The organism is Caballeronia sp. LZ029 (assembly GCF_031451275.1).
GTDB classification, from domain to species: domain Bacteria; phylum Pseudomonadota; class Gammaproteobacteria; order Burkholderiales; family Burkholderiaceae; genus Caballeronia; species Caballeronia jiangsuensis.
On the sequence record NZ_JARUXO010000003.1, the window covers coordinates 621,463 to 646,810 of the forward strand.

A 25,348-nucleotide genomic window follows, 5' to 3' on the forward strand; every position below is an offset into this window, starting at 1 on the left:
ATCATGGCGGCCTCGAAATCCGTCGATGCGGCGCCCACGCGCCGCGCACGCTCGGGCGCCAAAGGCGTGCGAATCACCGACGTGGCGGCCATCGCGGGCGTATCGCCCATCACCGTGTCGCGCGTGTTCAACGCGCCCGACACCGTGGCGCCCGAAACGCTCGCCCGCGTGCGCCACGCCGTCGCGGAACTGGGCTACGTGCCGAACCGGCTGGCGGGCGGGTTGTCATCGGCGAAATCGCGGCTGATCGCGGCGATCGTGCCGACCGTCGCGCATTCGCTCTTCTCCGAAACCGTGCAGGTTTTCAGCGATACGATGTCGCGCGCCGGCTATCAGGTGCTGCTCGGCCTGTCCGGCTACAGCGACGAAGACGAAGCCCCGTTGCTCGACGCCGTGCTGAGCCGCCGCCCCGAAGGCGTGTTCCTCACGGGCGTCGCGCACACGCCGACGCTGCGCGAACGCCTGCGCAAGATCGGCATTCCGATCGTCGAGACGTGGGACATGAGCGACGATCCTATCGACATGCTCGTCGGCTTTTCGCATTACCGTATCGGCGTGATGGTGGCCGAGCGCTTTCTCGCGCGCGGCACGCGTCGCCCGGCGCTCGTGTCCGCGAACGATCAGCGTGCGCTCGCGCGGCGGCGCGGCTTCGTGGAGACGCTCGCGAAACACGGCGTGAACGATGTCGCCGAAATGCTGATGCCGCCGCCCAGCTCGATCGCGCTCGGCAAGGAAGGCTTGCGGCGCGTGCTCGAGATGCGCGCGGGCGTCGATGCGATCTTCTGCAGTTCCGATCTGCTCGCGCTCGGCGTCGTGTCCGAGGCGCGCCGGCTCGCGATCGACATTCCCGGGCGCATCGCCGTGTGCGGCTTCGGCGATCTCGAATTCACCGCCGACGCGATCCCCGCGCTCACGACCGTGCGCGTGGACGGCAAGCGCATCGGCGCGACGGCGGCGCGCTGTCTCATCGACAGGCTTGGCGGCGCGACGGACAAAACGCTCGTCGATGTGGGCTTCGAAATGGTCGAGCGCGAGACGCTTTGATTACGGCAGAAGATTCCACTTGATGATCGCGCGCACGTCGCGCTCGAAGCCGAGCACGCTCATCGCGGCGGTGTCCATCGCGAGATGCGCGCCGAGCGCAGGCGAGCCCGTCGCCCATTGCGCGCCGAACACGCGCGAGAAATGCGCGTGCGAAAAGAGCGCGATGTGCGTCGCGTTCGTGGCGAGCAGCTTGTCGATGAGCGCCTGCGCGCGTCTGCCGACATCGGCGAGACTCTCGCCTTCGGGAATCGGCGATGTCCATACCGACCAGTCCGGCACGTCCTCGCGGATATCCTGCGTTTTGCGGCCTTCGTAGATGCCGTAATTCCACTCGTGCAGTTCCGGCTCGACCTGCGCGTGTTCGGAGAGACCCGCGAGGCGGCAGGTTTCGATCGCGCGGTTCATCGGGCTCGTCAGCACGAGATCGAAAGATTGCGATGCGAGCACCGGCGCGAGCGCGGTCGCCTGCTTGCGCCCTTCGTCGGTGAGCGGGATGTCGGTCGTGCCGGTGTGCTGGCCCGACTTGCTCCATTCGGTTTCGCCGTGCCGGATCAGCCAGATATGGACGCCGCCTTTCATGTTCATGTCGTTCACCCGGTGTCTGAGGAATGCGGTTGCGCGCCCGCGCGTCAGAGCCTCGAATTCTGCGCCGATCGCCGAAGTCGCGCCAGGACGCTGCCGGTCAGTCCAGCTCGCCGGTCGCGAACGCCTTCAGCAGATGATGCGCGATCGCGAACGGCTTCGGCGCCGACAGTTCCTGTTCGTGCGTGCCGTCGAGCATCGCGGCGACTTCGCGGCGCGTGAACCAGCGCGCGTCTTCGAGTTCGTTCTTGTCGACGGTGAGCTCGGTCGTGGCCGCACGCGCGAAACAGCCGATCATCAGCGACGACGGAAACGGCCACGGCTGCGACGCGTAATAGCGCACGTCCGTGCAGCGGATGCCCGCTTCCTCCAGCACCTCGCGATACACCGCGTGCTCGAAGGTTTCGCCCGGCTCGATGAAGCCCGCCAGCGCCGAATACATGCCCGGCACGAATTGCGGCTGGCGGCCGAGCAGACACCGCTCGCCATCGGTGACGAGCATGATCACGACCGGATCGACGCGCGGAAAATGCTGCGCCTTGCAATTCGGACAGATGCGCCGCCAGCCCGCGCCGGCGGAATCGGTCGGCTGGCCGCAGTTCGCGCAGAAGCGGTGACGGCGATGCCAGTCGAGCATCGAGCGTGCTTCGCCGAGCGCGCTGACGAGCGGCGGCGCGACGAGCCCTTGCATCGCGATGGGGCGAAGCTCGATCGCTTCGACTTCGCTAAGGCTTTCCGGGTTGTCGTCGAAAGAGGCTGCGAAGAGCGCGCGCTCTTCGGCGTCGCGGCCGAGAAACACCGTTTGCAAGGGCGCGCCGTGCGCCGCCGCTTGGTGTGTGCTGAAGAGCGGATCGTGCCCGTCGGCGCGCTTGAAGAGCGGCACGTTGTTCACGAACAGCAGAAAGCGCGTGGACGGATCGTCGCGCAGGCTGGCGACGAACGCATCGTCGTCGCGCTTTTCCGACACGCGATCGAGCGGATCGAGCGTAAAACCGATGGCATGAGGCGGCGTGGGCATAGTATTTTTCGTGTGTGGCGGCGCGCGCCGGGCGAATGCCGGAACGCGGGCCGCGTGACGGGAAGGTGCAAGGCCAATCGGGAATCGTAGCGAAGTTGGCGCGTCCTTGCAGGGCGACGCCCGGAGACGTCGATGATCACGCTCTATTCGTATCCTCAGTTGTTCGGCCTCGAAGACAACAATCCGTTCGGGTTGAAAGTGTTCGCGTTTCTGAAGCTCGCGGGGCTGCCGTTCGAGCATCGTCATGTGCTCGACACGAGCGCCGCGCCGCGCGGCCAGCTTCCGTATCTCGTCGATGACGATGAAACCATCGGCGACAGCGATGCGATCATCGCGCATCTGAAACGCAAACACGCGCTGACCCTCGACGACGCGCTCGCCGGCGCGCAACGCGATCTCGATCTGCTGATTCGCCGCACGCTCGACGATCTCTACTGGGTGATGTCGTATTCGCGCTGGCGCGACGACCGCTACTGGCCGCAGTTCCGCGATGCGCTCATGCGGCAGCATCCGGATATCGGCGGGGAAGCGCTGGAAGGCGCGCGCAAATACAACTTCGAGCGCTATCGGTATCAGGGCATCGGGCGATACGAGCCGGACGCCGCGTATGCGCGCGGCATCGCGAGTCTTCAGGCGCTGGCGAATCTGCTCGGCGACAAGCCGTTCATGTTCGGCGATGCGCCCGCGAGCATCGATTGCGCGTTGTACGGGTTCGTCGCGAGTATCTGGTTTTATGAGATCGATACGCCGCTCAAACGATTCGTGGCCACGCAGCGCAATCTCGTCGCGCATTGCGGCGCATTGCGCGAGCGCATGGGGCAAAGCGCGGCGCCGTGAGCCTCACTCCGGCGCCGTCTCCACCTCCTTGCCCGCCCAACTGATGCTCGACACGCCGCGCTCCATGCTCATGCGGCTCGCCATGCGTTCGAGCTTCGCCTGATCTTTCGGATGCATGCGCACGGTCGCCGTGACCTTGATGCGCGGCGGCTCGCTGTCGACGTCCTCGCTCGTGAGGCTCTGAAACGAAAGCGGCTGCGCGTCCATCGCGTTCGAAAGCAGCGTGCGGATGTGAATCTCGTCTTCCTGCCGTCCGATCACGGTCAGCACGTATTCACGCACGATGTCCGCGCTCGATACGGGCGTCGCGTTGATCGCGCGGCTCACTTCGCGCAGCAGCGTGTTGGTCGCGAGCACGACGCCCGTGCCCGCGATCGCCGGGCCGTAATGCCCGGTGCCGCACAGCACGCCGACGGCCGCCGAGCACCACAGCGTCGCCGCCGTGTTGATGCCCTGAATCGAGCCCTTGTCGCGCATGATCACGCCGCCGCCCAAGAAGCCGACGCCGGACACGACATACGCGGCGATCTGCGTGACGCCCGCGACGCCGTTGCCCGTCAGCATGCCGAGCGTGACGAAGAGGCACGCGCCGCTCGCGACGAGCGTGATCGTGCGCAATCCCGCCGTACGCTGGCGCAACTGCCGTTCGAGACCAATGGCGACGCCGCACGCGAACGCGGCGAAGAGACGCAAGGCGAAATCGACGCTCATCGGCTAAAGGCGATGCCTTTTCTGGACATAAACCGAAAAGCATCTCACCGGCGGATGTCGCTGGTGTGAAAGCGGGATCGGATTTTCGCCCGTCAGGGAACGACAATGAACTGCCGCACGCTCATGCGCACGGGATCGTAATCGGGCGCCGCATCGAACGAAACCGTGGAACCGGCGGCATTGCAGCAGCTTGCGATACGCGGCGAGACGATCTTCTCCGCGCCGGAAAGCACGCGCTCGCACACGCGTTCGAACGCGCGCGCTTCCTCGCGCGGACTCACAAGGCCCGACGCGCCCGCATGCTGCATGTCGACGAGCGTGTGCGCGTCGGTTTCTTCGGTGAAGACGACGACGGGCGTCTCCGGAAACGACCGGCGCAATTCGCGCAGAAGCGCGAAATCGTCCGCATGGGAGCCTTCCAGGCCGCGGCCCAGCACGATCACGTCGTGGCGCGCGGCCTTCAGCCTCGCGAGCAGTTGACCGGCGTTCTTGACGCATGCCGTCACCCGAAACCGCTCGTGTGCCTCGAACCAGCTTTGCAGCCCGTATAGAACGACGGGGCGATCGTCTGCAACGACGATACTAATTTTATCTGTGCGCTTCATTCTCTTCGGCCGGCGCGACGGACAATGTATCCGGCGGCGGCGCATCGGTTGCCAGGGGCCGCGCACGTTAGCAAATCGTCAACCGTCACGCTGCGCCGCACAACAAAATATATCGATTCGTTGTCGATTGGCCGCGTCTTCGCTCGTCGTTCAGGTATCCGGCGCTGCAATCGTCGTCTGCGCATCGCGCCGCGTTCCGAACTGCTCGACGACCTGGAGGCTGTCAGATGAGCTTGCAACTCTACGCACACCCGTTTTCCTCTTATTGCCAGAAAGTTCTCGTGGCGCTGTATGAGAACGGCACGCCTTTCGAATGGCGCGCGCTCAGGCCGGAGACGCCGCAATCGATGGCCGAACTCACCGAAATCTGGCCGATGAAGCGCTTTCCCGTGCTCGTCGATGACGGCCGGCCGGTGATCGAATCGACGGTGATCATCGAATATCTGGGACTGTTTCATCCTGGCCCGGTGCGCCTCATTCCTGACGATCCGCGCGCCGCGCTCGAAACGCGCTGGATGGATCGATTCTTCGACAACTATCTGTCGACGCCGCAGCAGAAGATCGTGTTCGACGCGATGCGCGATCCGAACGAACGCGATGTGCGCGGCGTCGCCGATGCCCGCGCGATGCTCGACACGTCCTACGCCTTTCTCGATCGCAAGATGGCCGCGCGCGAATGGGCGGCGGGCGACGCGTTCAGCCTCGCCGATTGCGGCGCCGCGCCGTTCCTGTTCTATGCGGACTGGTGTCATCGAATCGGGGACGCGTATCCGAACGTGATCGCGTATCGCAAGCGCCTGCTCGCGCGGCCGTCGTTCGCGCGCGCGGTCGATGAGGCGCGGCCGCATCGGGCGCTGTTTCCGCTCGGCGCGCCGGATCGCGATTGAGCTACCTGAGCCAAAGGAGATCGGATATGAGCACGACCACGAACTACGTTCCCGCCGATGAACTCGCGAAGCGCGCGACGATGAGGTTTCCGAACGAAAGCGCCGAATATCGGCAGGCGCGCACCGCGTTGCTCGCGGAGGAAATCGAACTGCGTCGGCACATCGAGCGCGTCGCGCAGATGCGTCGCGCGCTACCGCCCGGCGGCGAAGTGAAGGGCGATTATCGATTCGAAGGCGAGCGCGGCGCGGTCGATTTCGCGGGTCTTTTCGGCGACAAGGACACGCTCGTCACCTATAGCTACATGTTCGGGCCGCAGCGCGAACGGCCGTGCCCGATGTGCACGTCGCTCTTGTCGGCGTGGGAAGGCGAGGCGCGCGACATCGAGCAGCGCGTGGCGCTCGCGGTGATCGCGCGCTCGCCGCTCGCGAAGCTCTTGGCGTTCAAGACGGAGCGCGGCTGGCGCGATCTCCGGCTTTTTTCCGATACGAACGGCGCGTTCAGCCGCGACTATCACGCGATATCGAAGGAAGGCGGCGACGATCCCGCGCTCAACGTTTTCACGCGACGCGACGGCGTGATCCGGCATTTCTGGAGCGGCGAGATGGATTTCGGTACCGCCGATCCCGGCGAGGACCCGCGCGGCGCGCCCGATCTGATGCCGCTCTGGACCGTGCTCGACATGACGCCCGAAGGGCGGGGGACGGACTGGTATCCGAAGCTGGATTACGGGCCGAGAGGCTAGGCGAATTCGGCGCGACGACAGCGGAAGTGTCGTCTGTAAAGATGAGTCATATCTTCGCCGCACAGGTCAACTTCGAACCGAGGCAGACGTTGTGAGCGAGTCGATGGAATGCGTCGGCATTTCATGGAGAGACTCGCTCATGCAGGACAACAGACCCATCATGCAGTGGCAGGCGGCCGGCGTGGCCGCCATCGCGGCTTCCGGCGCGTGCGCGACGCTCGGCGGATGCGCCGTTCATCCGCACGAGGCGCCGAAGGAAGCGGGCACGCCGTCGGTGCTGACCGAAGGCGCGCGCATCGCCGATTCGATGCGCGCTCATGAAAACCATTCCCTCGACGGCCAGCCGCTCGACTACCGCGACGCCACGACGAAGACCGTTCCGAATATCGGCTGGGCGTCGTATTACGGCAAGAAGTTTCATGGGCGCAAAACGGCCAGCGGCGAACGCTACGACATGCACGCGTTCACGGCGGCGCATCGCACGTTGCCGCTCGGTTCGTATGTGCGCGTCAGCAATCTCGCGAAGACGCGGTCGGTCGTCGTGCGCATCAACGATCGCGGTCCTTTCACGAGAGGCCGCATGATCGATGTGTCGTTCGCGGCGGCGGTCGAACTCGGTCTGCAACGATCGGGAACCGCGCAGGTGATCCTCGAACCGGTCGATCGACCCATCGCGCTCGCGTCGACGTCACGCGCGCCCGAACGCATGATGCTGCGCATCGCGCCTCATCCGCGACACAAGAAGCACACGCATCGTCATTGACGCCGGACGGATACAATGCTGCGGCGCGCGATCATCGCGCCTCAAGCCGAAGCCATCCGCCAAGTCATGAACAATTCGCCCCGGGCCTTTTTGCTGGGCCCGCTTCTCAAGCGCGTGTCGCGTTCGTTCTACCTCACGCTGCGCATTCTGCCGACGGCCATGCGCGATCCCATCGGGCTCGCGTATCTGCTGGCGCGCGCCGCCGATACGATCGCGGATACATCGCTGATCTCGCCGCAACGTCGTCTGGAACTGCTGCTCTCGCTGCGCGCGCAAATCAACGGCGCATCCGATGACGGCGCGCTCGCGCGCATCGCGGGCGAAGTCGCCGGGCAGCAGGCGCAGCCGGACGAGCGCGCGTTGCTCGAAAGCCTGCGCGACGCGCTCGCGATCCTGCCGCAACTGGGCGTGCAGGATCAGGCAGCGGTTCGCGATATCGTCACGACGCTCAGCACCGGCATGGAGTTCGATCTGCGCACGTTCCCCGACGAGACGTCGGGCGAGATCGTCGCACTGAAGGAATTCGAAGAGCTGGACCGCTACACGTATCTCGTCGCGGGCTGCGTCGGCGAGTTCTGGACGAAGATGACGTACGCGCATATGCCCGGCACGCTCAAGGCCGCGCCCGATACGATGCTCGCGCTCGGCGTGCGCTTCGGCAAGGCGCTGCAGATGACCAACGTGCTGCGCGATTGCGCGCGCGATCTGCGCATCGGCCGCTGCTATCTGCCCGAATCGATGCTCGCGCGTCACGGCCTCACGCCGCAGGATTTGTTGCGGCCGGAATCGTCGGCGCGCGCGCGGCCCGTGCTCTTCGAATTGCTGCGCACGTCGCTCGCGCTGTTTCGCGATGCGGTCGATTACACGCTCGCGATTCCCTCGGGCGCCATCCGTCTGCGGCTCGCCTGCCTCTGGCCGATCATGATCGGCCTCGACACGCTCGTGCTGCTCGCGCGTAACGATGCATGGCTCGATCCCGACAAAATCTCGAAGGTCCGGCGCAACGACGTGTATCGGATCATGGCCGCATCGTTGCCGATGGTCGCATCGAACGGCATGCTGCGCGCGTGGACCTCGCGCCGCATCCGCGCGATAGAAGCGGAAATCAGCGCCGCAGTTCGGCCATGATGCGTTCGGCGAGAAAGTCGCAAGGCGGGCGTTTCGACGCCGCGCTGCGCGCGAGCACCACTTCGAGCGTGCCGATATCCGGCAGACCCTGCGCCGGCCCGAGCAGCGTGAAGTGAGACGGCACCGCGCATTTCGCGAGCGGCGTCACGGCGAGGCCCGCTTCGGCCATCGTCAAGAGACCGAGCAGACTCGGGCTTTCATACGACGTGCGATAGCCGATACGCGCGCGTTCGAGGCTCCGGATCGCGTTCTCGCGAGCGACGCTGCCCGGCAAGAACACCGCGATCGGCAAGGGCCGCTCCTTCCAGATTTCGGTTTCGCCGGGCGCGGCGGCCCAGACCATCGGCTCATGGCGCAGAAATTCGCCGGATAAGCCCTTCACGCGCGTCGCGCAGACGAGATCGACCGAGCCGTCCTTCACCATCGGCGCGAGCGCGAGGCTCGGCAGGCCGACCACCTGAATCTCGACCTTCGGATACGTCGCCGAAAATTTCTTGAGGATCGGCGGAAACAGCGACGACGCGTAATCGTCCGGCACGCCGATCACCACGCGCCCGGTCACATCCGGCCGCACGACCGCCGCCCACGCCTCGTCGCGCAGCGCGATCATGCGGCGCGCGTAGGTGAGCAGCACCTCGCCGTCCTGCGTCGGCACCACGCTGCGCGGCTTGCGCACGAAAAGCGGCTTGCCGAGCGCGGTCTCCAGCGTCTTGATCTGCATGCTCACCGCCGATTGCGAGCGATGCACGAGCTCCGCCGCGCGGCTGATGTTGCCCGTGTCCGCGACGGCGACGATCATCGAGAGGACATCCAGATCCAGCGCTTTCATGGGTGAACGACCGTTTGGTATCAGAAAATCTGAACGATTCTATCAAAATTATGCGTTTTTCTTTTGCTTCGGCGCGGCGCATAGTCGCATCCAAGGAGCTTATTCATGAACGCGCGAACCGATCTTTCCGTCCTCACCGCCGTGCAAGGCCTGCCCGAACCGTCGTTCGCCACGACGGCGTCGGGGGTTTCGGTGCCGTATATCGAGTGCGGCGAGGGCGAGCCGCTCGTGTTCGTGCATGGGTCGCTGTGCGACTACCGCTACTGGAACGCGCAGATTCTGCCGCTTGCGAAGCAGTTTCGTTGCATCGCGCCGAGCCTGTCGCATTACTGGCCCGCCGTCGATGCCTTCGTGCAAGGCGAATTCGGCTGGGAAACGCATGTCGCGGAAATGGCCGAGTTCATCGTCTCGCTCGATCTCGCGCCGGTGCATCTCGTCGGGCATTCGCGCGGCGGCTGTATCGCGTTTCATCTGGCGCGCGAGTATCCGCGGCTCGTGAAGACGCTCACGCTCGCCGATCCGGGCGGCCCGCTGCAAACGACGCCGCAGCCCGTGCCCGCCACGCTGCCGCCCGCGACCAACGCATTGCGCGCACGCGTGGCCGAACTGATCGAACAGGGCGAGTTCGATCGCGGGCTGGAACTGTTCGTGGATTCGGTCAGCATGCCCGGCTTCTGGAAGAAGAGCACGGAGAGCTTCCGGCGCATGGCGCTCGACAACGCGCTCACGCTGCCCAGGCAATTCCGCGATCCCTTGCCCGCCTACACGCGCGAGGCGGCGCGCGACATCAAGTGCCGCACGCTGCTCATCGACGGACAGAAGAGCCCGCGCATGTTCCGCAACAACGTCGAGAAGCTGGAAGAGTGGATCGAGTTCGCCGAGCGTCAGACGATCGCGGGCGCATCGCACGGGATGAACGCCGCCAGCCCCGGCGCGTTCAATCGCGCGGTGCTGGCGTTCGCCGGCGCGTGGTGAAGCGAACGCGGCTTATTGCAGCTTCCAGATATTCGCCGCGATCGTGCCCTGGTCGTTGAACACGTTGAGGATGTCGGGCACGCTGGCGATCGGCACGTTGTTCACCATCAACGCAAACGCGAGGCGCCGTCCGCTCTTCGCGTCGATATAGCCCGCGAGCGCCTGTCCCTTGAGCGTCGTCTGCACCTGACCGTTCGGCAGTTCGGTGCCGGTCGCGTAAGTGCCCGTTTTCGCGTAGACCTTGCCTTTCGCGCCCGCGAGCGTCGGATCGTTTTCGAAGTCGGTCGTGCTCGCGAGCGAGCCATCGACGCCGAGGAACGGCATCGAATCCACATACGCCGGGAAGGCCGGACGGCCGTTCATCGCGCGCAGCATGGCGATGACCGCGAGCGGCGTCGCTGTCGTCTCGCCGCCGCCGCTGCCGTCGATGAAATGCGTCTGGGTCATCGGCACACTGAACGGCGCGGCCGACAGCTTCGCGCTCTCCGCGGCCAGCGCCGCATTCAGCGTGGTCGAGCCGTTGTTCGCGACGCCGAAGAGCATCAGGCTCGTGTCCGCGCCGATGTTGTAGCTCACCTTCAAAATCCACTTCGAATATTCGCCGTACGGCTGCGACGTGAGTTGCGCGACGCGCGTATCGGCGGAATACGAGTTCTTCGCGGGCAGCAGTTGCACCGGGTTGCTCTCGACGGCCGTCGCCGTCGCCGTGACGCCCGCGCGCGCGAGCGCCTCAATGAGCACCGTGCGCGCATAGTTCGACGGCTGCGTGATGCGGAACGTGCGGATCACCGGGAAGCTGGGCACGATCGGCGGCACGTAATCCGCCGGAATCGAGCCGCTCAGCACGCCGCCGCAGGGCAGCGTGCCGAAGCAGGTCGGGTCGGTCGGCGTGACCGTGATCGTCGCGGGCGTGCCCGCCGCGCCCGTCGTCAGCGTGGACTGAACCGTGAACGCCGATGACTTCGGCCGGTAATCCACCGGCGACGCCGAACCCGCGCTGCCCTGACCGATGATCGTGTCGATCACGTCGTCGTTCACGAAGATCGGCCGCAGGTCGAATTCGTCGCGGAAATCGAAGGGATCGAAGAGACGGTCGTCGATCACCACTTCGCCGTTGATCTTCTTGATGCCCGACGCCGCCACCTGCGCCGCGAGCGAGTTGTAGCCCGCGAGCGGATCGGGCGCGGTGATCTGCGCGTTGCCCAGACTGTTTGCCTCGTTGTGGTCGAAGTTCGTCCAGGCGAGCGTGCCGTCGGGATTCGTGCGGCCGCCCATCGCGAGATCGCCGCTCGCGACGAGCACGAGATTGCCGTTGAGCGTGCCGGTCGCATCCACGGTGCCGAGTCGATAAACCGGCGTCTGGAACTGATGATCCGCGCCGTATTGATCGAGCGCCGCGCCGAGCGAAAACACCTTGCGCACCGATGCGACATACACCTGTGCGTTCGAATTCATGTCGTAGATGAGATCGCCCGAGTTCAGGTCGACGACGCGCAGCGCCCATGTCGAGCCCTGATACATGGGCTTTTTCATGATCTGGGTGATGGCGTCGGGGACGGACGTATTGTTCGAATCCGATCCGCCGCACGCGGCGACGGATGCGACGAGCGCGCACGAGAGCGCGAGAGCGGCAACGCGTGCCGGACTTCCTGAAAGCGGGTACATGACGCGGCTCCGATAAAGGCACATCGCGCTCCACCTGGAGCGAACATCCAATACGTCGGGACTGCTTCACAGCGCAGACAGGAGATGTCGGCGGCCGTCCACCATTCTTCGAGGCGGCGGCTGAGTGAATTAAATACCTTGCGCGGGCCTTGTCAAGCGAGGACTATCGCGAATTCAGTGCTTTAGGCAAGCGCTTTTTGTACGATTTCATGCGCGCTTTTGATCTGCTTGTTGTGACGCGACAACGGAAAAACGTTTGGCGCGGGCTAACATCTTCGGCACCTCATCGCGAAGAAGAGGACATCCGTGAGCATGGGCCAAGACGATCTCGATGCATGGAAACGCCGGCGCACGCTTGAACTGGCGTTCGAACTGGCCGATAGCGGCCGCCATGAGGACTTCACCGACATCGCTTATGCGCTGCAGTTCGAGCGCGGCATGGCGACCGCGCAAGCGCTCATCGACGACCCCGAGATGCGCCGCGTGCTCAATCAGCGTTGCGGCGATGCGCGCGAGAAGCTCCAAAAGGTCGCGCCGCTTCCCGAGCCTGAAGTGATCGAAGCCGAACCTTTGCCGGTCGGCGAAGCGATAGCGGAACCATCGAACGATCATGCGCAAATGCCGCAGTCCGAAGACTTCGCACGCGCGCCATCGGTTCTTCGCCGCGCCCTGAACTTCATCTGGCGATCCGGCAACGCGGGGGATCTCAATTCCGCCGCTTCCTGAGCTTTTCTATCGCAGGCCGTGCGTCAACGCACGGCCCGAACCCATTCGCGCCCCCTTTGCGCACGAATGGCGGATTTGCACGACTTGAGCGCCCGCCAAAACCATTACACTTGAGGAAGCTGAACCATAAGCCCGGACTATGCATGCGCGCAGGTCCGGAGTTTGAACTTCGAGGAGGAAATGTTCGTGGCTAACGAAAAGATGCTCGCGCAAATGGCTGAGAAGGATGGTTTCATTGCCGCTCTGGATCAGAGCGGTGGTTCGACGCCCGGCGCGCTAAGGCAATACGGAATTCCGGATGACGCCTACAACGGCGACGCCGAAATGTTCAAGCTGATGCATGAAATGCGCGTGCGCATCATGACCGCGCCTTCGTTCACGGGAGACAAGGTGATCGGTGCAATTCTATTCGAGCGCACTATGGACGGCGAAGCGGAAGGCAAGCCGGTCCCCACGTTCCTGTGGGAAGACCGTGGCATCGTGCCGTTCCTGAAGGTCGACAAGGGCCTCGAAACGGAAGCCGATGGCGTGCAGGTGATGAAGCCGATCTCCGGCCTCGACGATCTGCTCGCGCGCGCCGTGAAGCTCGGCGTGTTCGGCACGAAGATGCGCTCGGTGATTCATCAGGCCGATGAAAAGGGCATCGCGGCGGTGGCGAAGCAGCAGTTCGAAGTGGGCGCGCAGATCATCAAGCATGGCCTCGTGCCGATTCTCGAACCTGAAGTCTCGATCAAGAGCCCGGACAAGAAGGGCGCGGAAAAGATTCTGCGCGATGAACTGCTCAAGGGCCTCGACGCGCTGCCGGAATCGAGCAAGGTGATGATCAAGCTGACCATCCCCGACGAGGCGGATTTCTACCGTCCGCTGATCGAGCATCCGCGTGTCGTGCGTGTCGTCGCGCTGTCGGGCGGCTATACGCGCAGCGACGCATGCAAGAAGCTGGAGCAGAACCACGGCATGATCGCGAGCTTCTCGCGCGCGCTCATCAACGAGCTGAAGAAGTCGATGAGCGACAGCGAGTTCGACAAGACGCTCGAACAGTCGATCGACGAAATCTACAACGCGTCGGTGAAGAAGGCCTGATTCTTCGGCGCTTATCCGCGTTCGGTTGGCGGCGGCGTTTGCACGACAGGCGCCGCCGCCCGAAAGAGATCCTCGCGCGTGCCGCTTTTCGGCGGATAGATGCGCTCGCCGTTGATCGTGCGCTTCGTCGCCTTCGCCGTCTCGCCTTCGGCGACGAGCTTCCTGTCCCATCCTTCCGTATACACCGCGCCCCACGGCCCGAGATCGCAGATGGTCGTGTACCAGTCGATCGATAGCGGCAGCATCTCCAGTCCGAAGAGATCGCAGACGGCGTTGTTGCCCGCGTAACGTCCCATCGGCCGGCCATGCTGGCACGACATCACCGATGGCCGCGTGCCGTCGATCAGAATGCGCGCGCAATCGCCCGCCGCGAACACGCCCGGCACGCCTTCCGCGCGCAGGAACGCATCGACCGGCACGCGGCCGAGCGGATCGAGCGTGACCGGCAGTTGCGCCGCGAGCGCGTTCGCATGCATGCCGCCGCACCAGACGACCGTCGCCGCTTCGATGCGCTCGCTCGTGGCGCCGTCGTGGAGCGTCACGCCCTGGCCGTCGAGCGATTCCAGCGATACGCCGGCACGCGTCTCGACTTCGAGCGTCTTCAGCGCGCCTTCGATGACATGCTGCGCGCCGCCCATCGACTGCCCGATCTTCGCCGAGCGATCCGCAAGCACGACGCGCACCTTGCCGCGATCGCCTTCCGCGACGATCTCGCGCAGCCGCGCGGGCAGTTCCGCCGCGAGCTCGATGCCCGTCAACCCCGCGCCGACGACGACTGCCGTATAGCGGCCCGGCGTATCGGGCAGCGCGGGCAGCGTCAGCAAATGCGCCTGCAGCTTGCACGCGCCCGCGTAGGTATCGACATCGAACGAGAAGCGGTCGAGGCCGGGAATCGGCGGGCGCACGAGCACGCTGCCCGCCGCGAGAATCAGCCGATCGTAAGCGAGCGATTCGGCCGCGCCGTCGCGCTCGATCGTCACGCGACGGTTCGCGCTGTCGATATCGGTCGCCTTCGCCTGGATCAGCCGCACGCCCGCGGGACCGAGCACGGTGTCGAGCTGCACGAGCGTCGGATCGAGCGGCTGCTCGTAATTGCGCACACGGACGCTGTGAAAGGGCACCGGATTGACGATGGCGACTTCGGCTTCATCGGTGCGATCGAGTTCGTCGAGCTTGCGCGCCGCCGACAGCGCGCTCCACAGACCGGCGAAGCCAGCGCCGATCACAAGGATCTGGTTCAAGGTCATTCCCCTGAATAAACGATCGTTCGTGCTATGAGCCGAGTAAAGCGGCCGCTCTGTTCTTGGTTATAGGCGATTCGCAAGGCATTGGTTCCCATCGTATTCGCCCGGATTAGTCCACTTTTCGCCAAAAGTGATTTCGCCGTTTAGGTATTTACCCTAGATCGTGCGATACCTAAACTCTCTTCAACGGTCGCGAACGAGCAAAACACAGCAACGTAAGCGGCAATTCAAAAACTTCTGTACGGAGGAAAGCATCATGAACAAGCTCATCGGTATCGCCGCGGTCGCTCTCGCTTTTGCCGCTCCGGTCGCATCGTTCGCGCAGTCGAATCAACCTTTGACGCGCGCGGAAGTTCGCGAGCAAATCGTGCAACTGGAAAAGGCCGGCTATAACCCCGGCGTGATCAGCGACTCGAAGTACCCCGCAGACATTCAGGCCGCCGAAGCACGCGTCGCAGCGCAAAACGGCGCGGCACAAACCGCCTTCGGCGGCGCGACGGAAGGTTCGGCGCAATCGGGCGCGCGCGTGAATCCGATTCAAGGCGACGTGTTCCCGACGTTCGCGCATCACTAAGCAGCAAGGGTCTAACGAAACGCGCCCGCATGAAAGCGGGCGCGTTTTGCCGTTTACGGAAGTCCGCTCTAAAGCGGAAACCCACCCGCAAAAGTCTCGCGCAAATATCCGATGAAAAGCGCGACCGCACGCGGCACATGCGGCGCATAAGGCCGCACCACGAATAGCTGATCGGCGAAAGCGCCGACCGGTCGCCACTCCGGCAACAGCACGACAAGCTTGCCCGCCTGCACGGCGGCCTGCGCGGTGAAATCAGGCAGCAGCGCGATGCCGAGATCGTCGAGCGCGGCATCGCGCAAAACCTCGCTGTTGTTCGCCGCGAACGGGCCGTTCACCGCGAGCGTATAAGGCCCGGTCGAACTCTTGCGCCCGCCCTTTCGCTGAAACGACCAGATGCTCGACGCCTGCGGACGCGGATAGACGAGGCAATCGTGCGTGGCGAGATCGTTGGGCGTCGCGGGCGTGCCGCGCCGTTTCAGATACGCGCGCGTCGCGACGATCACCGAATAGGTATCGCACAGCTTCCACGCGACATGCGTGTCCGGCACCTGCGCGCTGTGCCGCACCGCGAGATCGAAGCCTTCCGTCGCGATCGAACTCAGCTTGTCCGACGCCTCCAGTTGCACCCGCACGTCAGGATGCGCATGCAGAAATCCCGACATGCGCGGCACGAGTTGCTGCCGAGAAAAAGCCATCGGCGCGGTCACGCGGATCAAACCGCGCGCCACGCCCGCCATTTCCTTCACGCTCAGGAAACTCGACGCGATGCGCTCGTACTGCCCGCGCGTATCGTCGACGAGTCTGCGGCCCGCCTCCGTGAAACGCACGCTGCGCGTCGTGCGCGTGACGAGCGGCACGCCCGCCGCGCGCTCCAGTTCCGCGATGCGCTGGCTCATCGCCGCTTTCGACACGTTCAGGCGCGCCGCCGCCGCCGTGTAGCTGCCTTGCTCCGCGAGCACCGTCAGCCAGTGCAAATGGGTCCAGAGAGCTTCGATCTTTTGCTCGTCCATCAGCCGATTGTTTGCCGATATAAACAATGAGTTCAATCATAACGCCTTTGCACGGAGCGCGACCGTTCCTACACTGTGTCCATCGCCAAACAATCAGTGAGAGGAGTCGAGATGCAAGCGTTCAACGATACGGCCGACGTGGTTCATTACATTCACGGTGAGCGCACGCACGGCTCGGCAACGCGCACGCAGCCGGTGTTCAATCCGGCGACGGGCGAGCGTCCGCGCAAGCTCGTGCTGGGCGAAGCCGCCGATGTCGATACCGCCGTCGCGAGCGCGAAAGCCGCGTTCCCGGCCTGGCGCGATACGCCGCCGATCCGCCGCGCGCGCGTCATGCTCAAGTTCCTCGAACTCATGAACAAGCATCGCGACGAACTCGCCGCGATCATCACCGCCGAGCATGGCAAGGTGTTTTCGGATGCGCAGGGCGAGGTGTCGCGCGGCATCGACGTGATCGAATTCGCGTGCGGCATTCCGCAACTGCTGAAGGGCGATTACACCGAACAGGTTTCGACCGGCATGGACAACTGGACGATGCGCCAGCCGCTCGGCGTCGTCGCGGGCATCACGCCGTTCAACTTCCCGTGCATGGTGCCGTGCTGGATGTTCCCGGTCGCGATCGCGGCGGGCAACGCGTTCATCCTGAAGCCGAGCGAGCGCGATCCGTCGGCGTCGCTGTTCATGGCCGATCTGCTGAAGCAGGCCGGCCTGCCCGATGGCATCTTCAACGTCGTGCAGGGCGACAAGGTCGTGGTCGATGCGCTGCTCACGCATCCGCAAGTGAAGGCGATCAGCTTCGTCGGCTCGACGCCGATCGCGAATTACATCTACGAGACGGGCGCGAAGCACGGCAAGCGCGTGCAGGCGCTCGGCGGCGCGAAGAATCACATGGTCGTGATGCCCGACGCGGATATCGAGCAGGCCGTCGATGCCTTGATCGGTGCGGGCTACGGCTCGGCGGGCGAGCGCTGCATGGCGATCTCGGTCGCGGTGCTCGTGGGCGATGTCGCCGACAAGATCGTGCCGATGCTCGCCGAGCGCGCGCAGCAGCTCAAGATCAGGAACGGCATGGAGTCCGACGCGGAGATGGGCCCGATCGTCACGCGCCAGGCTCTGGAGCGCATCGAAGGCTACATCGCGCTGGGTGTCGATGAAGGCGCGAAGCTCGTCGTCGATGGACGCGGCTACAAGGTGCCGGGCCATGAAGACGGCTTCTTCACGGGCGGCACGCTGTTCGATCACGTCACGCCTGACATGCGCATCTACAAGGAAGAGATCTTCGGCCCGGTGCTCGCGTGCGTGCGCGTGAAGGACTTCGGCGAAGCGGTCGAGCTCGTCAATGAACACGAGTTCGGCAACGGCGTGGCGTGCTATACGAGCGATGGTCATATCGCCCGCGAATTCGGCCGACGCATCGAAGTGGGCATGGTCGGCATCAACGTGCCGATCCCGGTGCCGATGGCATGGCACGGCTTCGGCGGCTGGAAGCGCAGTCTCTTCGGCGACATGCATGCGTACGGCGAGGAAGGCGTGCGCTTCTACACGAAGCAGAAGTCGATCATGCAGCGCTGGCCCGAAAGCACGGAGAAGGGCGCGGAATTCGCGATGCCGACCGCGAAGTAACGCATACATGAGCGCATGAATATCGCCCGCTTTTTCCCGTGTGGAAGAAGCGGGCGATTGCTTTTGGGGCGACCGCGATCGATCTGTTCCCGTGCGTCACAACTCAAATGAACTGGCGTCGGTTGACCGTGCGTCCGCAAGCGCGGAAGATGCACCGAAAACGACGCGAAGCCATTCGACATGCAGCGGCAATTCGACGATCTCCTTCTCGGCAGCATCGAACTCTTCTGCCTCGCGGCGGAGTTGGGCAGCTTCACGCTGGCGGCAACCGCGGCGAGCGTCACGCCCGCGGCGGTGAGCCGCTCCGTCGCGCGGCTCGAAAAACGCCTGGACGTGCGGCTTTTCGTGCGCACGACGCGCCAGATTCGACTGACCGATGCGGGCCGCCGCTACTTCGAGCAATGCCGCGACGCGCTCAATCGTCTTGCGGAAGCTGAACGCGAAGCCACCGGCCAGCAGACGACGCCGAAGGGCGTGCTGCGCATCAGCATGCCGACGCCTTACGGCCACTATCGCATGCTGCCGATCCTCGCGGAGTTTCGAACGCGTTATCCGGATGTCACCGTCGAAGCGCATCTTAGCAATCGCAACATCGACTTCGCCGACGAAGGTTTCGATCTGGCGATACGCGGCCGCGCGCCGCGCGATTCCGGCTTGATCGCGCGCAAGCTGGAGGATGCGGAACTGGTCGTCGTGGGCACGCCGGCTTATCTGAAGCGCACCGGTATGCCGAAAAGCATCGAGGACCTGCTCGAACACGAGTGCATTCAGTTCGAGATGCCGAGCACCGGACGCCCCGTGCCGTGGCTATTCATGCAGAACGGCGAACCGGTTGAGATCACGACGCAAGGCGGCTACGGCACGTCCGGCGATGCGCTCGCGGGCATTCCGCTCGCGTGCCACGGCGCGGGCCTTTTTCAGACCTATCGATTCACCGTCGAAAACGAATTGCGCGCGGGCACGCTCACCGAAGTGCTGCGCGAGTTCGGTGGCTGCAGCAGACCGTTCATCCTGCTGTATCCGCATGGCAGGCATTTGTCGTCGCGCGTGCGGGCTTTCGTCGACTTCGTCGTCGAGAGGCTCGCGAAGCGTTGAATCACGCAATGTTTAAAGGATGCATATCCATGAGCAAGAACGCATTGACCTCGTTACTCGGCATCGACAAGCCGATCATTCAGGCGCCGATGGCCGGCGTGAGCACGCCCGCGCTCGCGGCGGCCGTATCGAATGCGGGCGGCCTCGGCTCGCTCGGCGTCGGCGCGATGAACGCACAAGGCGCGCGCAAGGTGATCCGCGAGACGCGCGAGCTCACCGGCAAGCCGTTCAACATCAACGTGTTCTGTCATGCGCCGGCCAGCGCCGACGCGGCCATCGAAAAGGCGTGGACCGAATGGCTCGCGCCCGTATTCGCGCAATACGGCGCGACGCCGCCCGCGAAGCTGAGCGAGATTTACACGAGCTTCGTCGTCGATAAGGCCATGCTCGACGTGTTCGTCGACGAGAAGCCGGCCATCGTGAGCTTTCACTTCGGCCTGCCGTCGAAGGAATATATCGATGCGTTGCGTGGGGCCGGCATCAAGCTGATTGCATCCGCAACTAACGTGCGTGAGGCGGAGCAGCTCGTCGCGGCGGGCATGGATGCGATCGTCGCGCAGGGCATCGAAGCGGGCGGGCATCGCGGCATCTTCGACCCGCAAGCCGACGATGACAACCTCGGCACTTTCGCACTTACGCGCCTTCTCGCAAGCAAGTTCGATGTGCCGGTGATCGCGGCGGGCGGCATCATGGACGGCGCGGGCATCGCGGCGGCGCTGGCGCTCGGCGCGCAGGCCGCGCAACTCGGCACGGCGTTCGTGCCGTGCACGGAGACGTCGATCGATGAAGGGTATCGTCGCGCCATCCTCGGGGACGCGGCGAACCACACCACATTCACCGCGGCCATCTCGGGCCGCAGCGCGCGCGGCCTCGTCAACAAGTTCACCGAACTGGGGCGCGGCGGAGAGGCGCCCGCGATTCCCGCCTATCCCATCACCTACGATGCGGGCAAGTCGCTGCACGCGGCCGCCAAAGCGAAGGGCGAATTCGGTTACGGCGCGCAATGGGCGGGACAGGCGGCCGCGCTCGTGCGCGAATTGCCCGCAGCCGAACTGATGGCGCGGCTTGAAGCGGAACTCCAGCAAAGCATCGCGGGCCTGCAGCAATACATATCTCGCTGAGCGCTATAAAGCTTAGTCGAAACGCTTCGTTGGTCGGGCGTCCTGTCGATGCTTCAATGATTCCGTCGCATTCACTGCGGCCTGCATCCGACAAACGCATACCAACGGAGATTTTCGATGTCCGATATCCCCACGCTCGCCGCCGAGTCCACGCTTGCCCCCGTCACGTCGAACGAACCGTTCCAGGTGCGCCCGATAGGCGGTCGCATCGGTGCGGAAGTGCGCGGCGTGACCCTTTCCGCCGATCTCGACGCCGCCGCGATCGCCGCGATCAATCAGGCGCTGCTCGAACATAAAGTGCTGTTTTTCCGGGGCCAGTCGCATCTCGACGATGCCGCGCAGGAAGCCTTCGCCGCGCGCTTCGGCGAGACCGTCGCGCATCCGACGGTGCCGTCGCTGTCGAGCGGAAGCCGCCTGCTCGAACTCGATTCGAAGCACGGCACACGCGCGAACTCCTGGCATACGGACGTCACGTTCGTCGATGCCTATCCGAAGATCTCGATTCTGCGCGGCGTGGTGATTCCGCCCGCAGGCGGCGACACGGTGTGGGCCAACACCGCCGCCGCATACGCGAATCTGCCCGACGCCCTGCGCGATCTCGCCGACAAGCTGTGGGCGCTGCATTCGAACACCTACGACTACGCAGCGACACGTCATGCGCCCGACACCGAAACCGAGCGCGAGTATCGCAAGCAGTTCACTTCGACGCTCTACGAAACGGAGCATCCCGTCGTGCGCGTGCATCCTGAAACGGGCGAGCGCACGCTCGTGCTCGGGCACTTCGTGCAGCGCTTCATCGGCCTGTCGCAGCGCGATTCGGATCGCCTGATCGAACTCTTCCACGACCACGTCACGCGGCTGGAGAACACGGTGCGCTGGCGCTGGACGCAAGGCGACGTCGCGATCTGGGACAACCGCGCGACCCAGCACTACGCCGTGGCCGATTACGGCGACGCGCATCGCGTCGTGCGCCGCGCGACCGTGCATGGCGACGTGCCCACGGGCATCGACGGGCGCAGAAGCCGCATCGTTAGGCAGGAAACGCGCAGCGCCTGACACGCTCCGCTTTCGCTCTTCACTCTTTCTCGATTGCACGATGACACTACGATTCAAGCTCCTCGTCGGCGCCGCGACGTTGTTCGCCGCGCTCATCGGTCCCGCGCATGCCGCCGATCCGGCTGTGGTCCGCATCGGCGTCGCGCAGCAGGGCAGCGGCGATCCGCCGACGTTCGGCGGCTCGCCGGCCGCGACCGCGCAGTTGCAGCATCGTGTCGAGGATGCATTGCGGCCCGCGCAGGTCAAGGTCGAATGGATCTTCTTCAAAGGCGCGGGACCGGCCGTGAACGAAGCGCTCGCGAACAAGCAGATCGATTTCGCGTATCAAGGCGATCTGCCTGCCGTGATCGGCCGCGCGAACGGTCTGAAGACGCATTTGCTGGTGGCGTCGAATGTGCGCGCGGGCGTCTATGTCGCCGTGCCGCCCGACTCCGATATCAAGAGCGTGAAGGATCTCAAGGGCAAGCGCGTGGGCATCTTTCGCGGGACGAATCTGCAACTCGTCGCCGATAACGTGCTCAAGCAAAACGGCCTCACCGAGCGCGATCTGCGCGTGATCAATCTCGATACCGCCGCTGCGCAGGCCGCGCTCGCATCGAAGGGTGTCGATGCGGTGTTCCTCGACTACTCGCTCTTCAAGCTGCAGCGTCAGGGGCTCGCGAAGATCGTCTATGCATCGCGCGACGACGGCTTGCAGCTCACGCGACAGGCGCATCTGCTCGTGCTCGACGACTTCGAAAGCGCGCATCCCGATACGGTGCAGAAGGTCGTGACCGCGGTCGTGCAGGCGGCGTACTGGTCGTCCGATGAAGCGAACCGCAACGCGCTCTTCACGCTGTGGTCGAAGAGCGGCGTTCCGACCGAATCGTGGGCCTCGGAGTATGCGAATCAGCCGTTGAAGGATCGCAACTCGCCGCTCATCGATCCGTTTCTCGTCGCGCGCTATCAGGCCGTCGCCGATGACGCTTTGCGCCTGAATCTGATCCGCCAGCCCGTCAGCGTGAACGGATGGTTCGAGCCGAAGTATCTCGATCAGGCCTTGAAGTCGCTGAAGCTCGAAGCATACTGGCCGCGTTTCGATGCATCGGGCAAGCCTGCCGGCGAACGTCTCGCGGAGAATCGATAGATGGCCAATGCCCTGACGCGTGTATTTCTGCCCGCGTATCGCGCACGCGGGACGTGGTCGAGCGATACGTGGCGCACGATCGGCTGGACCGCGTTGCCGTGGATCGTGCCCATCGCTCTGGCCTTGCTGTGGATGCTCGGTTCGCGCTACGGCTGGATTTCCGCGCAGGTGTTGCCGCCGCCTGCGCTCGTGTTCGAAACGCTCGGCGCGCTCCTGAAAAGCGGCGAGTTGTGGATGCATGTCTCCGCGAGCATGACGCGTGCTGCTGTGGGTTTCGGCGGCGGCGTGGCGCTCGGCATCGTGCTGGGCGGTTTGCTGGGGCTGTCGCGCACGCTGGAGGCTTACGTGCTGCCGAGCTTCAATGCGATCGTGCAGGTGCCCGTGCTCGGCTGGCTGCCGTTTCTGATGATCGTCGTCGGGATCGGTGAGCCGTTGAAGTATCTGCTGATCGGACATGCTGCGCTCGTTCCCGTCACGCTGTCCACGTTGCAGGGCTTTCGCGGCACGCCGCGCGCATTGCAGGAAGTCGCGGCGGTGTATCGCTATTCGCGCTGGCAGGTGATCACGCGCGTGACGTTGCCTTCGGCGATTCCCGTCATCGGCACCGGCGTGCGGCTCGCGTTCACGAAGGCGTGGCTGACGCTGGTCGTCGTCGAACTCGTCGCGTCGTCGGAAGGGCTGGGGTATCTGATCGTGTACGGACGGCAGCTCTTTCAACTCGATCTCGTGCTGGCTGCGGTGCTGATCGTCGGTGCAATCGGCTATGTGGCCGATCGTCTGCTCAATGTTTTCGAGCGCAAGCTTCAGCGCAGCCGTTCCGTTTGAGGATCAACAGATGTCGACTCTGGATTGGGAAGCGGGATCGGTCAAAGGATCGTGGCGCGGCGTAGTGCTGCCGATCGCCGCGCTCGGCGTGTGGTGGTTCGTGTCGCGCGGCGCGCAACTCGGGCACGGCGTGATGGTGTCGCCCGCGCAGGTCTGGGCCACCGCCGTGGAGCAGGTTCGAAGCGGCGCGCTCGTGCGTGCGCTGTCCGCGTCGCTTGCGCGCGAACTGACGGGATTTGCGATCGGCACGAGCCTCGGCCTTGCGCTCGGCGCGTTGCTCGGCATCTCGAAGCTGGCGAATCGCGCGATCGCGCCGAGCTTCAACACGTTCAAGCAAGTGTCGCTGTTCGCGTGGATTCCGCTGATTTCCGTCTGGTTCGGTCTGGGCGATGTCGCGAAGGTCGTGTTCCTGTCGCTCGCGGCGCTCGTCCCGGTCGTGATGCACACGAACGACGGCATTCGCGCCGTGCCCGTCGATTTGCTCGATGTGGCGCGCGCCTACCGCTATGGCAAGTTGCAGACGCTGGCGTATGTGGTGTTGCCCGCCGCGTTGCCGTCGATCTTCACGGGCGTGTATCTCGCGCTCATCTATTCGTGGCTCGCGACGCTCGGGGCGGAGTATCTGCTCGTCGCGGGCAGCGGGATCGGCAATACGCTCGTGGATGGCAGCGAGCAGTTTCGCATGGATCTCGTCGTGTTCGGCGTGATCGTGGTCGGTTTGACGGGGTGGGCGCTGAATGCCCTCGCGCGCGGCGTGCAGCGGCGCTGGTTCGATACGTCGCGCGCGGCTTGAGGAGAATCCAGGAATGACGACGTTAGTTGAGCAAGACAGCGGTCTGACGCTGCGGCATGTGAGCAAGCGCTTCAACGACGATGCGGCGCCTCCGGTACTGGATCGAATCGACTTGTCGATCGCGAGTGGCGAGTTCGTCAGCATCGTCGGGGCGAGCGGATGCGGCAAGTCGACCTTGCTTCGGCTTATCGCGGGACTCGACGGCAGTCACGAAGGCGAGATCGAGTTCGATGGCAAGCGTACCGTGACGACCGATCTGTCGCGCGGCATCGTGTTTCAGGATCATCGGCTGTTTCCGTGGCTCGATGTCGAGCAGAACGTGGCCGTTGCGTTACGCAATGCGCCGCTCTCGAAAGCGGCAAAGGCGCGGGCGGTGGCGGAGCATATCGAGCTTGTCGGGCTTACGGGATACGAGCGGCATTATCCGCATCAGTTGTCGGGCGGGATGGCGCAACGCGTGGCGATTGCGCGCGGGCTCGTCAATCGGCCGCGATTGCTGCTGCTCGACGAGCCGTTCGGCGCGCTCGATGCGCTTACGCGCAGTCGTTTGCAGCTCGAATTGCAGCGCATATGGGAGCGCGAGCGGATCACGATGGTGCTCGTCACGCACGATGTGGAAGAGGCCGTGCTGCTTTCGGACCGGATCGTGGTGATGCAGGCGCGGCCGGGGCGGATCGGCGAAGTGATCGATGTGAGTTTGCCGAGGCCGCGCAAGGTGGGACATCGCGAGGTCGCGCGCTTGCGGGACGATATCGTCGATACGTTCTTCACGGAAGCCGCCTAAAGCTGCGCCTCGATCGCGGCTTTGTCGATGACGGACCAGACGTTGTCGATCTTTCCTTCACGGAACTCATAGAACACGTTCTCGCAAAAGACGACGCGTTTTCCGTCCACGCGCAGTCCCATGAAAACCCCTTTCGGCGCGCACTCGAACCGCAACCGGCACGCGATGCGCGGCGGCTCCTCGATCAACATTTGAATGTCGAAAAAGAGATCGGGTATCTCGCGGAAGTCCTTTATCAGCATCTCGCGATAATCGTCGAGCGTCAGCGCGCGGCCGTTGTAGTGCAGCGCGTCATGAACGAACGTGCCGAGATTCGGCCAGTCTTGCGCGTTCAGACAGGCGATGTAGCCGCGATAGATTTCTGAAAGCATCGGACACGCTCTGCAAGAGTCGGCGATCCGTGCATCCTCTCATAGCGCGACACGGCAATCTCTCACGGGAAAACCATGACGAGATTCGCTTTGAACTTCTTTCGTTTCGAAACTAGACTCTTCCGTGACG

27 protein-coding genes are annotated in these 25,348 nt (G+C 64.3%); 18 read left to right on the plus strand and 9 right to left on the minus strand.

Going from position 1 to position 25,348, the window contains the following annotated elements:
- Nucleotides 1-3 precede the first annotated feature (3 nt).
- Entirely contained in the window at nt 4-1,044 is a 1,041-nt protein-coding gene (locus tag QCE73_RS22230; RefSeq protein WP_309883602.1) for a LacI family DNA-binding transcriptional regulator, read from the plus strand.
- On the opposite strand, the gene QCE73_RS22235 is transcribed toward QCE73_RS22230, so the two are convergent.
- Nucleotides 1,045-1,629 carry a histidine phosphatase family protein gene (locus QCE73_RS22235; RefSeq protein ID WP_309883603.1) on the minus strand — a complete coding sequence of 195 codons (585 nt, stop codon included), beginning with the start codon at nt 1,627-1,629 and terminating at the stop codon, nt 1,045-1,047.
- A 97-nt stretch (nt 1,630-1,726) separates the two neighbouring features.
- Complete coding sequence (gene nudC, locus QCE73_RS22240; protein WP_309883604.1) at nt 1,727-2,644, minus strand: NAD(+) diphosphatase; 918 nt, start codon at nt 2,642-2,644, stop codon at nt 1,727-1,729.
- 132 nt (nt 2,645-2,776) lie between these two features.
- On the opposite strand from nudC, the gene QCE73_RS22245 reads away from it, so the two are divergent.
- A complete protein-coding gene (locus tag QCE73_RS22245; protein WP_309883605.1) occupies nt 2,777-3,481 on the plus strand; it encodes a glutathione S-transferase family protein in 705 nt (234 codons plus the stop codon).
- Between the two features lie 3 nt (nt 3,482-3,484).
- Here the strand turns inward: QCE73_RS22245 and QCE73_RS22250 are convergent, their stop codons facing one another.
- Together QCE73_RS22250 and QCE73_RS22255 are read right to left on the minus strand one after the other, a co-directional pair.
- Nucleotides 3,485-4,192, minus strand: a complete 708-nt coding sequence (locus tag QCE73_RS22250; RefSeq protein WP_035504470.1) for an MgtC/SapB family protein — start codon at nt 4,190-4,192, stop codon at nt 3,485-3,487.
- A gap of 92 nt (nt 4,193-4,284) precedes the next feature.
- Complete coding sequence (locus tag QCE73_RS22255) at nt 4,285-4,797, minus strand: response regulator (RefSeq protein WP_309883606.1); 513 nt, start codon at nt 4,795-4,797, stop codon at nt 4,285-4,287.
- Nucleotides 4,798-5,024: 227 nt separating this feature from the next.
- On the opposite strand from QCE73_RS22255, the gene QCE73_RS22260 reads away from it, so the two are divergent.
- The 4 genes from QCE73_RS22260 to QCE73_RS22275 all read left to right on the plus strand — a co-directional run bounded on the left by QCE73_RS22260 (nt 5,025) and on the right by QCE73_RS22275 (nt 8,318).
- Nucleotides 5,025-5,684: a glutathione S-transferase family protein gene (locus QCE73_RS22260; RefSeq protein ID WP_309883607.1), complete on the plus strand. Its 660-nt coding sequence runs from the start codon at nt 5,025-5,027 to the stop codon at nt 5,682-5,684.
- Between the two features lie 26 nt (nt 5,685-5,710).
- On the plus strand, nt 5,711-6,427 hold the full coding sequence (locus QCE73_RS22265) for a DUF899 family protein (protein ID WP_238294552.1): 717 nt from the start codon (nt 5,711-5,713) through the stop codon (nt 6,425-6,427).
- Nucleotides 6,428-6,587: 160 nt separating this feature from the next.
- A complete protein-coding gene (locus QCE73_RS22270; RefSeq protein ID WP_404989809.1) occupies nt 6,588-7,190 on the plus strand; it encodes a septal ring lytic transglycosylase RlpA family protein in 603 nt (200 codons plus the stop codon).
- A gap of 66 nt (nt 7,191-7,256) precedes the next feature.
- Complete coding sequence (locus QCE73_RS22275) at nt 7,257-8,318, plus strand: phytoene/squalene synthase family protein (RefSeq protein WP_309883609.1); 1,062 nt, start codon at nt 7,257-7,259, stop codon at nt 8,316-8,318.
- Here the strand turns inward: QCE73_RS22275 and QCE73_RS22280 are convergent.
- The gene (locus tag QCE73_RS22280) at nt 8,296-9,147 is read right to left on the minus strand and encodes a LysR substrate-binding domain-containing protein (protein ID WP_035504475.1); all 852 of its coding nucleotides are present in this window, start codon (nt 9,145-9,147) and stop codon (nt 8,296-8,298) included. The genes QCE73_RS22275 and QCE73_RS22280 overlap by 23 nt on opposite strands.
- Before the next feature lie 105 nt (nt 9,148-9,252).
- On the opposite strand from QCE73_RS22280, the gene QCE73_RS22285 reads away from it, so the two are divergent.
- On the plus strand, nt 9,253-10,122 hold the full coding sequence (locus QCE73_RS22285; protein ID WP_238210934.1) for an alpha/beta fold hydrolase: 870 nt from the start codon (nt 9,253-9,255) through the stop codon (nt 10,120-10,122).
- A 12-nt stretch (nt 10,123-10,134) separates the two neighbouring features.
- Here the strand turns inward: QCE73_RS22285 and QCE73_RS22290 are convergent, their stop codons facing one another.
- Nucleotides 10,135-11,787: a D-alanyl-D-alanine carboxypeptidase gene (locus tag QCE73_RS22290; protein WP_309883610.1), complete on the minus strand. Its 1,653-nt coding sequence runs from the start codon at nt 11,785-11,787 to the stop codon at nt 10,135-10,137.
- A gap of 312 nt (nt 11,788-12,099) precedes the next feature.
- On the opposite strand from QCE73_RS22290, the gene QCE73_RS22295 reads away from it, so the two are divergent.
- Together QCE73_RS22295 and QCE73_RS22300 are read left to right on the plus strand one after the other, a co-directional pair.
- Nucleotides 12,100-12,513: a hypothetical protein gene (locus QCE73_RS22295; protein ID WP_309883611.1), complete on the plus strand. Its 414-nt coding sequence runs from the start codon at nt 12,100-12,102 to the stop codon at nt 12,511-12,513.
- Between the two features lie 180 nt (nt 12,514-12,693).
- Complete coding sequence (locus QCE73_RS22300) at nt 12,694-13,596, plus strand: fructose bisphosphate aldolase (RefSeq protein ID WP_222946395.1); 903 nt, start codon at nt 12,694-12,696, stop codon at nt 13,594-13,596.
- Nucleotides 13,597-13,607: 11 nt separating this feature from the next.
- On the opposite strand, the gene QCE73_RS22305 is transcribed toward QCE73_RS22300, so the two are convergent.
- Nucleotides 13,608-14,837, minus strand: a complete 1,230-nt coding sequence (locus tag QCE73_RS22305) for an FAD-dependent oxidoreductase (RefSeq protein WP_309883612.1) — start codon at nt 14,835-14,837, stop codon at nt 13,608-13,610.
- Between the two features lie 259 nt (nt 14,838-15,096).
- Between QCE73_RS22305 and QCE73_RS22310 the strand changes: the two genes are divergently transcribed.
- Nucleotides 15,097-15,414: a DUF4148 domain-containing protein gene (locus tag QCE73_RS22310; protein ID WP_309883613.1), complete on the plus strand. Its 318-nt coding sequence runs from the start codon at nt 15,097-15,099 to the stop codon at nt 15,412-15,414.
- Between the two features lie 68 nt (nt 15,415-15,482).
- Here QCE73_RS22310 and QCE73_RS22315 read toward each other — a convergent pair whose 3' ends face one another.
- Entirely contained in the window at nt 15,483-16,424 is a 942-nt protein-coding gene (locus QCE73_RS22315) for a LysR family transcriptional regulator (protein ID WP_309884182.1), read from the minus strand.
- A 111-nt stretch (nt 16,425-16,535) separates the two neighbouring features.
- Between QCE73_RS22315 and QCE73_RS22320 the strand changes: the two genes are divergently transcribed.
- The 8 genes from QCE73_RS22320 to QCE73_RS22355 all read left to right on the plus strand — a co-directional run bounded on the left by QCE73_RS22320 (nt 16,536) and on the right by QCE73_RS22355 (nt 24,847).
- Complete coding sequence (locus QCE73_RS22320) at nt 16,536-18,047, plus strand: CoA-acylating methylmalonate-semialdehyde dehydrogenase (RefSeq protein ID WP_309883614.1); 1,512 nt, start codon at nt 16,536-16,538, stop codon at nt 18,045-18,047.
- Nucleotides 18,048-18,227: 180 nt separating this feature from the next.
- On the plus strand, nt 18,228-19,142 hold the full coding sequence (locus tag QCE73_RS22325) for a LysR family transcriptional regulator (RefSeq protein WP_309883615.1): 915 nt from the start codon (nt 18,228-18,230) through the stop codon (nt 19,140-19,142).
- Between the two features lie 29 nt (nt 19,143-19,171).
- Nucleotides 19,172-20,263, plus strand: coding sequence for a nitronate monooxygenase (locus QCE73_RS22330; protein ID WP_309883616.1), 1,092 nt, complete (start codon nt 19,172-19,174; stop codon nt 20,261-20,263).
- A 117-nt stretch (nt 20,264-20,380) separates the two neighbouring features.
- A complete protein-coding gene (locus QCE73_RS22335) occupies nt 20,381-21,319 on the plus strand; it encodes a TauD/TfdA family dioxygenase (RefSeq protein WP_309883617.1) in 939 nt (312 codons plus the stop codon).
- 40 nt (nt 21,320-21,359) lie between these two features.
- Nucleotides 21,360-22,445 carry an ABC transporter substrate-binding protein gene (locus QCE73_RS22340; protein WP_035504486.1) on the plus strand — a complete coding sequence of 362 codons (1,086 nt, stop codon included), beginning with the start codon at nt 21,360-21,362 and terminating at the stop codon, nt 22,443-22,445.
- On the plus strand, nt 22,446-23,270 hold the full coding sequence (locus QCE73_RS22345; protein ID WP_309883618.1) for an ABC transporter permease: 825 nt from the start codon (nt 22,446-22,448) through the stop codon (nt 23,268-23,270).
- A 10-nt stretch (nt 23,271-23,280) separates the two neighbouring features.
- The gene (locus QCE73_RS22350) at nt 23,281-24,063 is read left to right on the plus strand and encodes an ABC transporter permease (RefSeq protein WP_309883619.1); all 783 of its coding nucleotides are present in this window, start codon (nt 23,281-23,283) and stop codon (nt 24,061-24,063) included.
- 13 nt (nt 24,064-24,076) lie between these two features.
- Nucleotides 24,077-24,847, plus strand: coding sequence for an ABC transporter ATP-binding protein (locus QCE73_RS22355; RefSeq protein ID WP_309883620.1), 771 nt, complete (start codon nt 24,077-24,079; stop codon nt 24,845-24,847).
- Here QCE73_RS22355 and QCE73_RS22360 read toward each other — a convergent pair.
- Nucleotides 24,844-25,218 (minus strand): ester cyclase, encoded by a 375-nt coding sequence (locus QCE73_RS22360; protein ID WP_309883621.1) that lies wholly within the window; start codon nt 25,216-25,218, stop codon nt 24,844-24,846. The genes QCE73_RS22355 and QCE73_RS22360 overlap by 4 nt on opposite strands.
- Between the last annotated feature and the right edge of the window lie 130 nt (nt 25,219-25,348).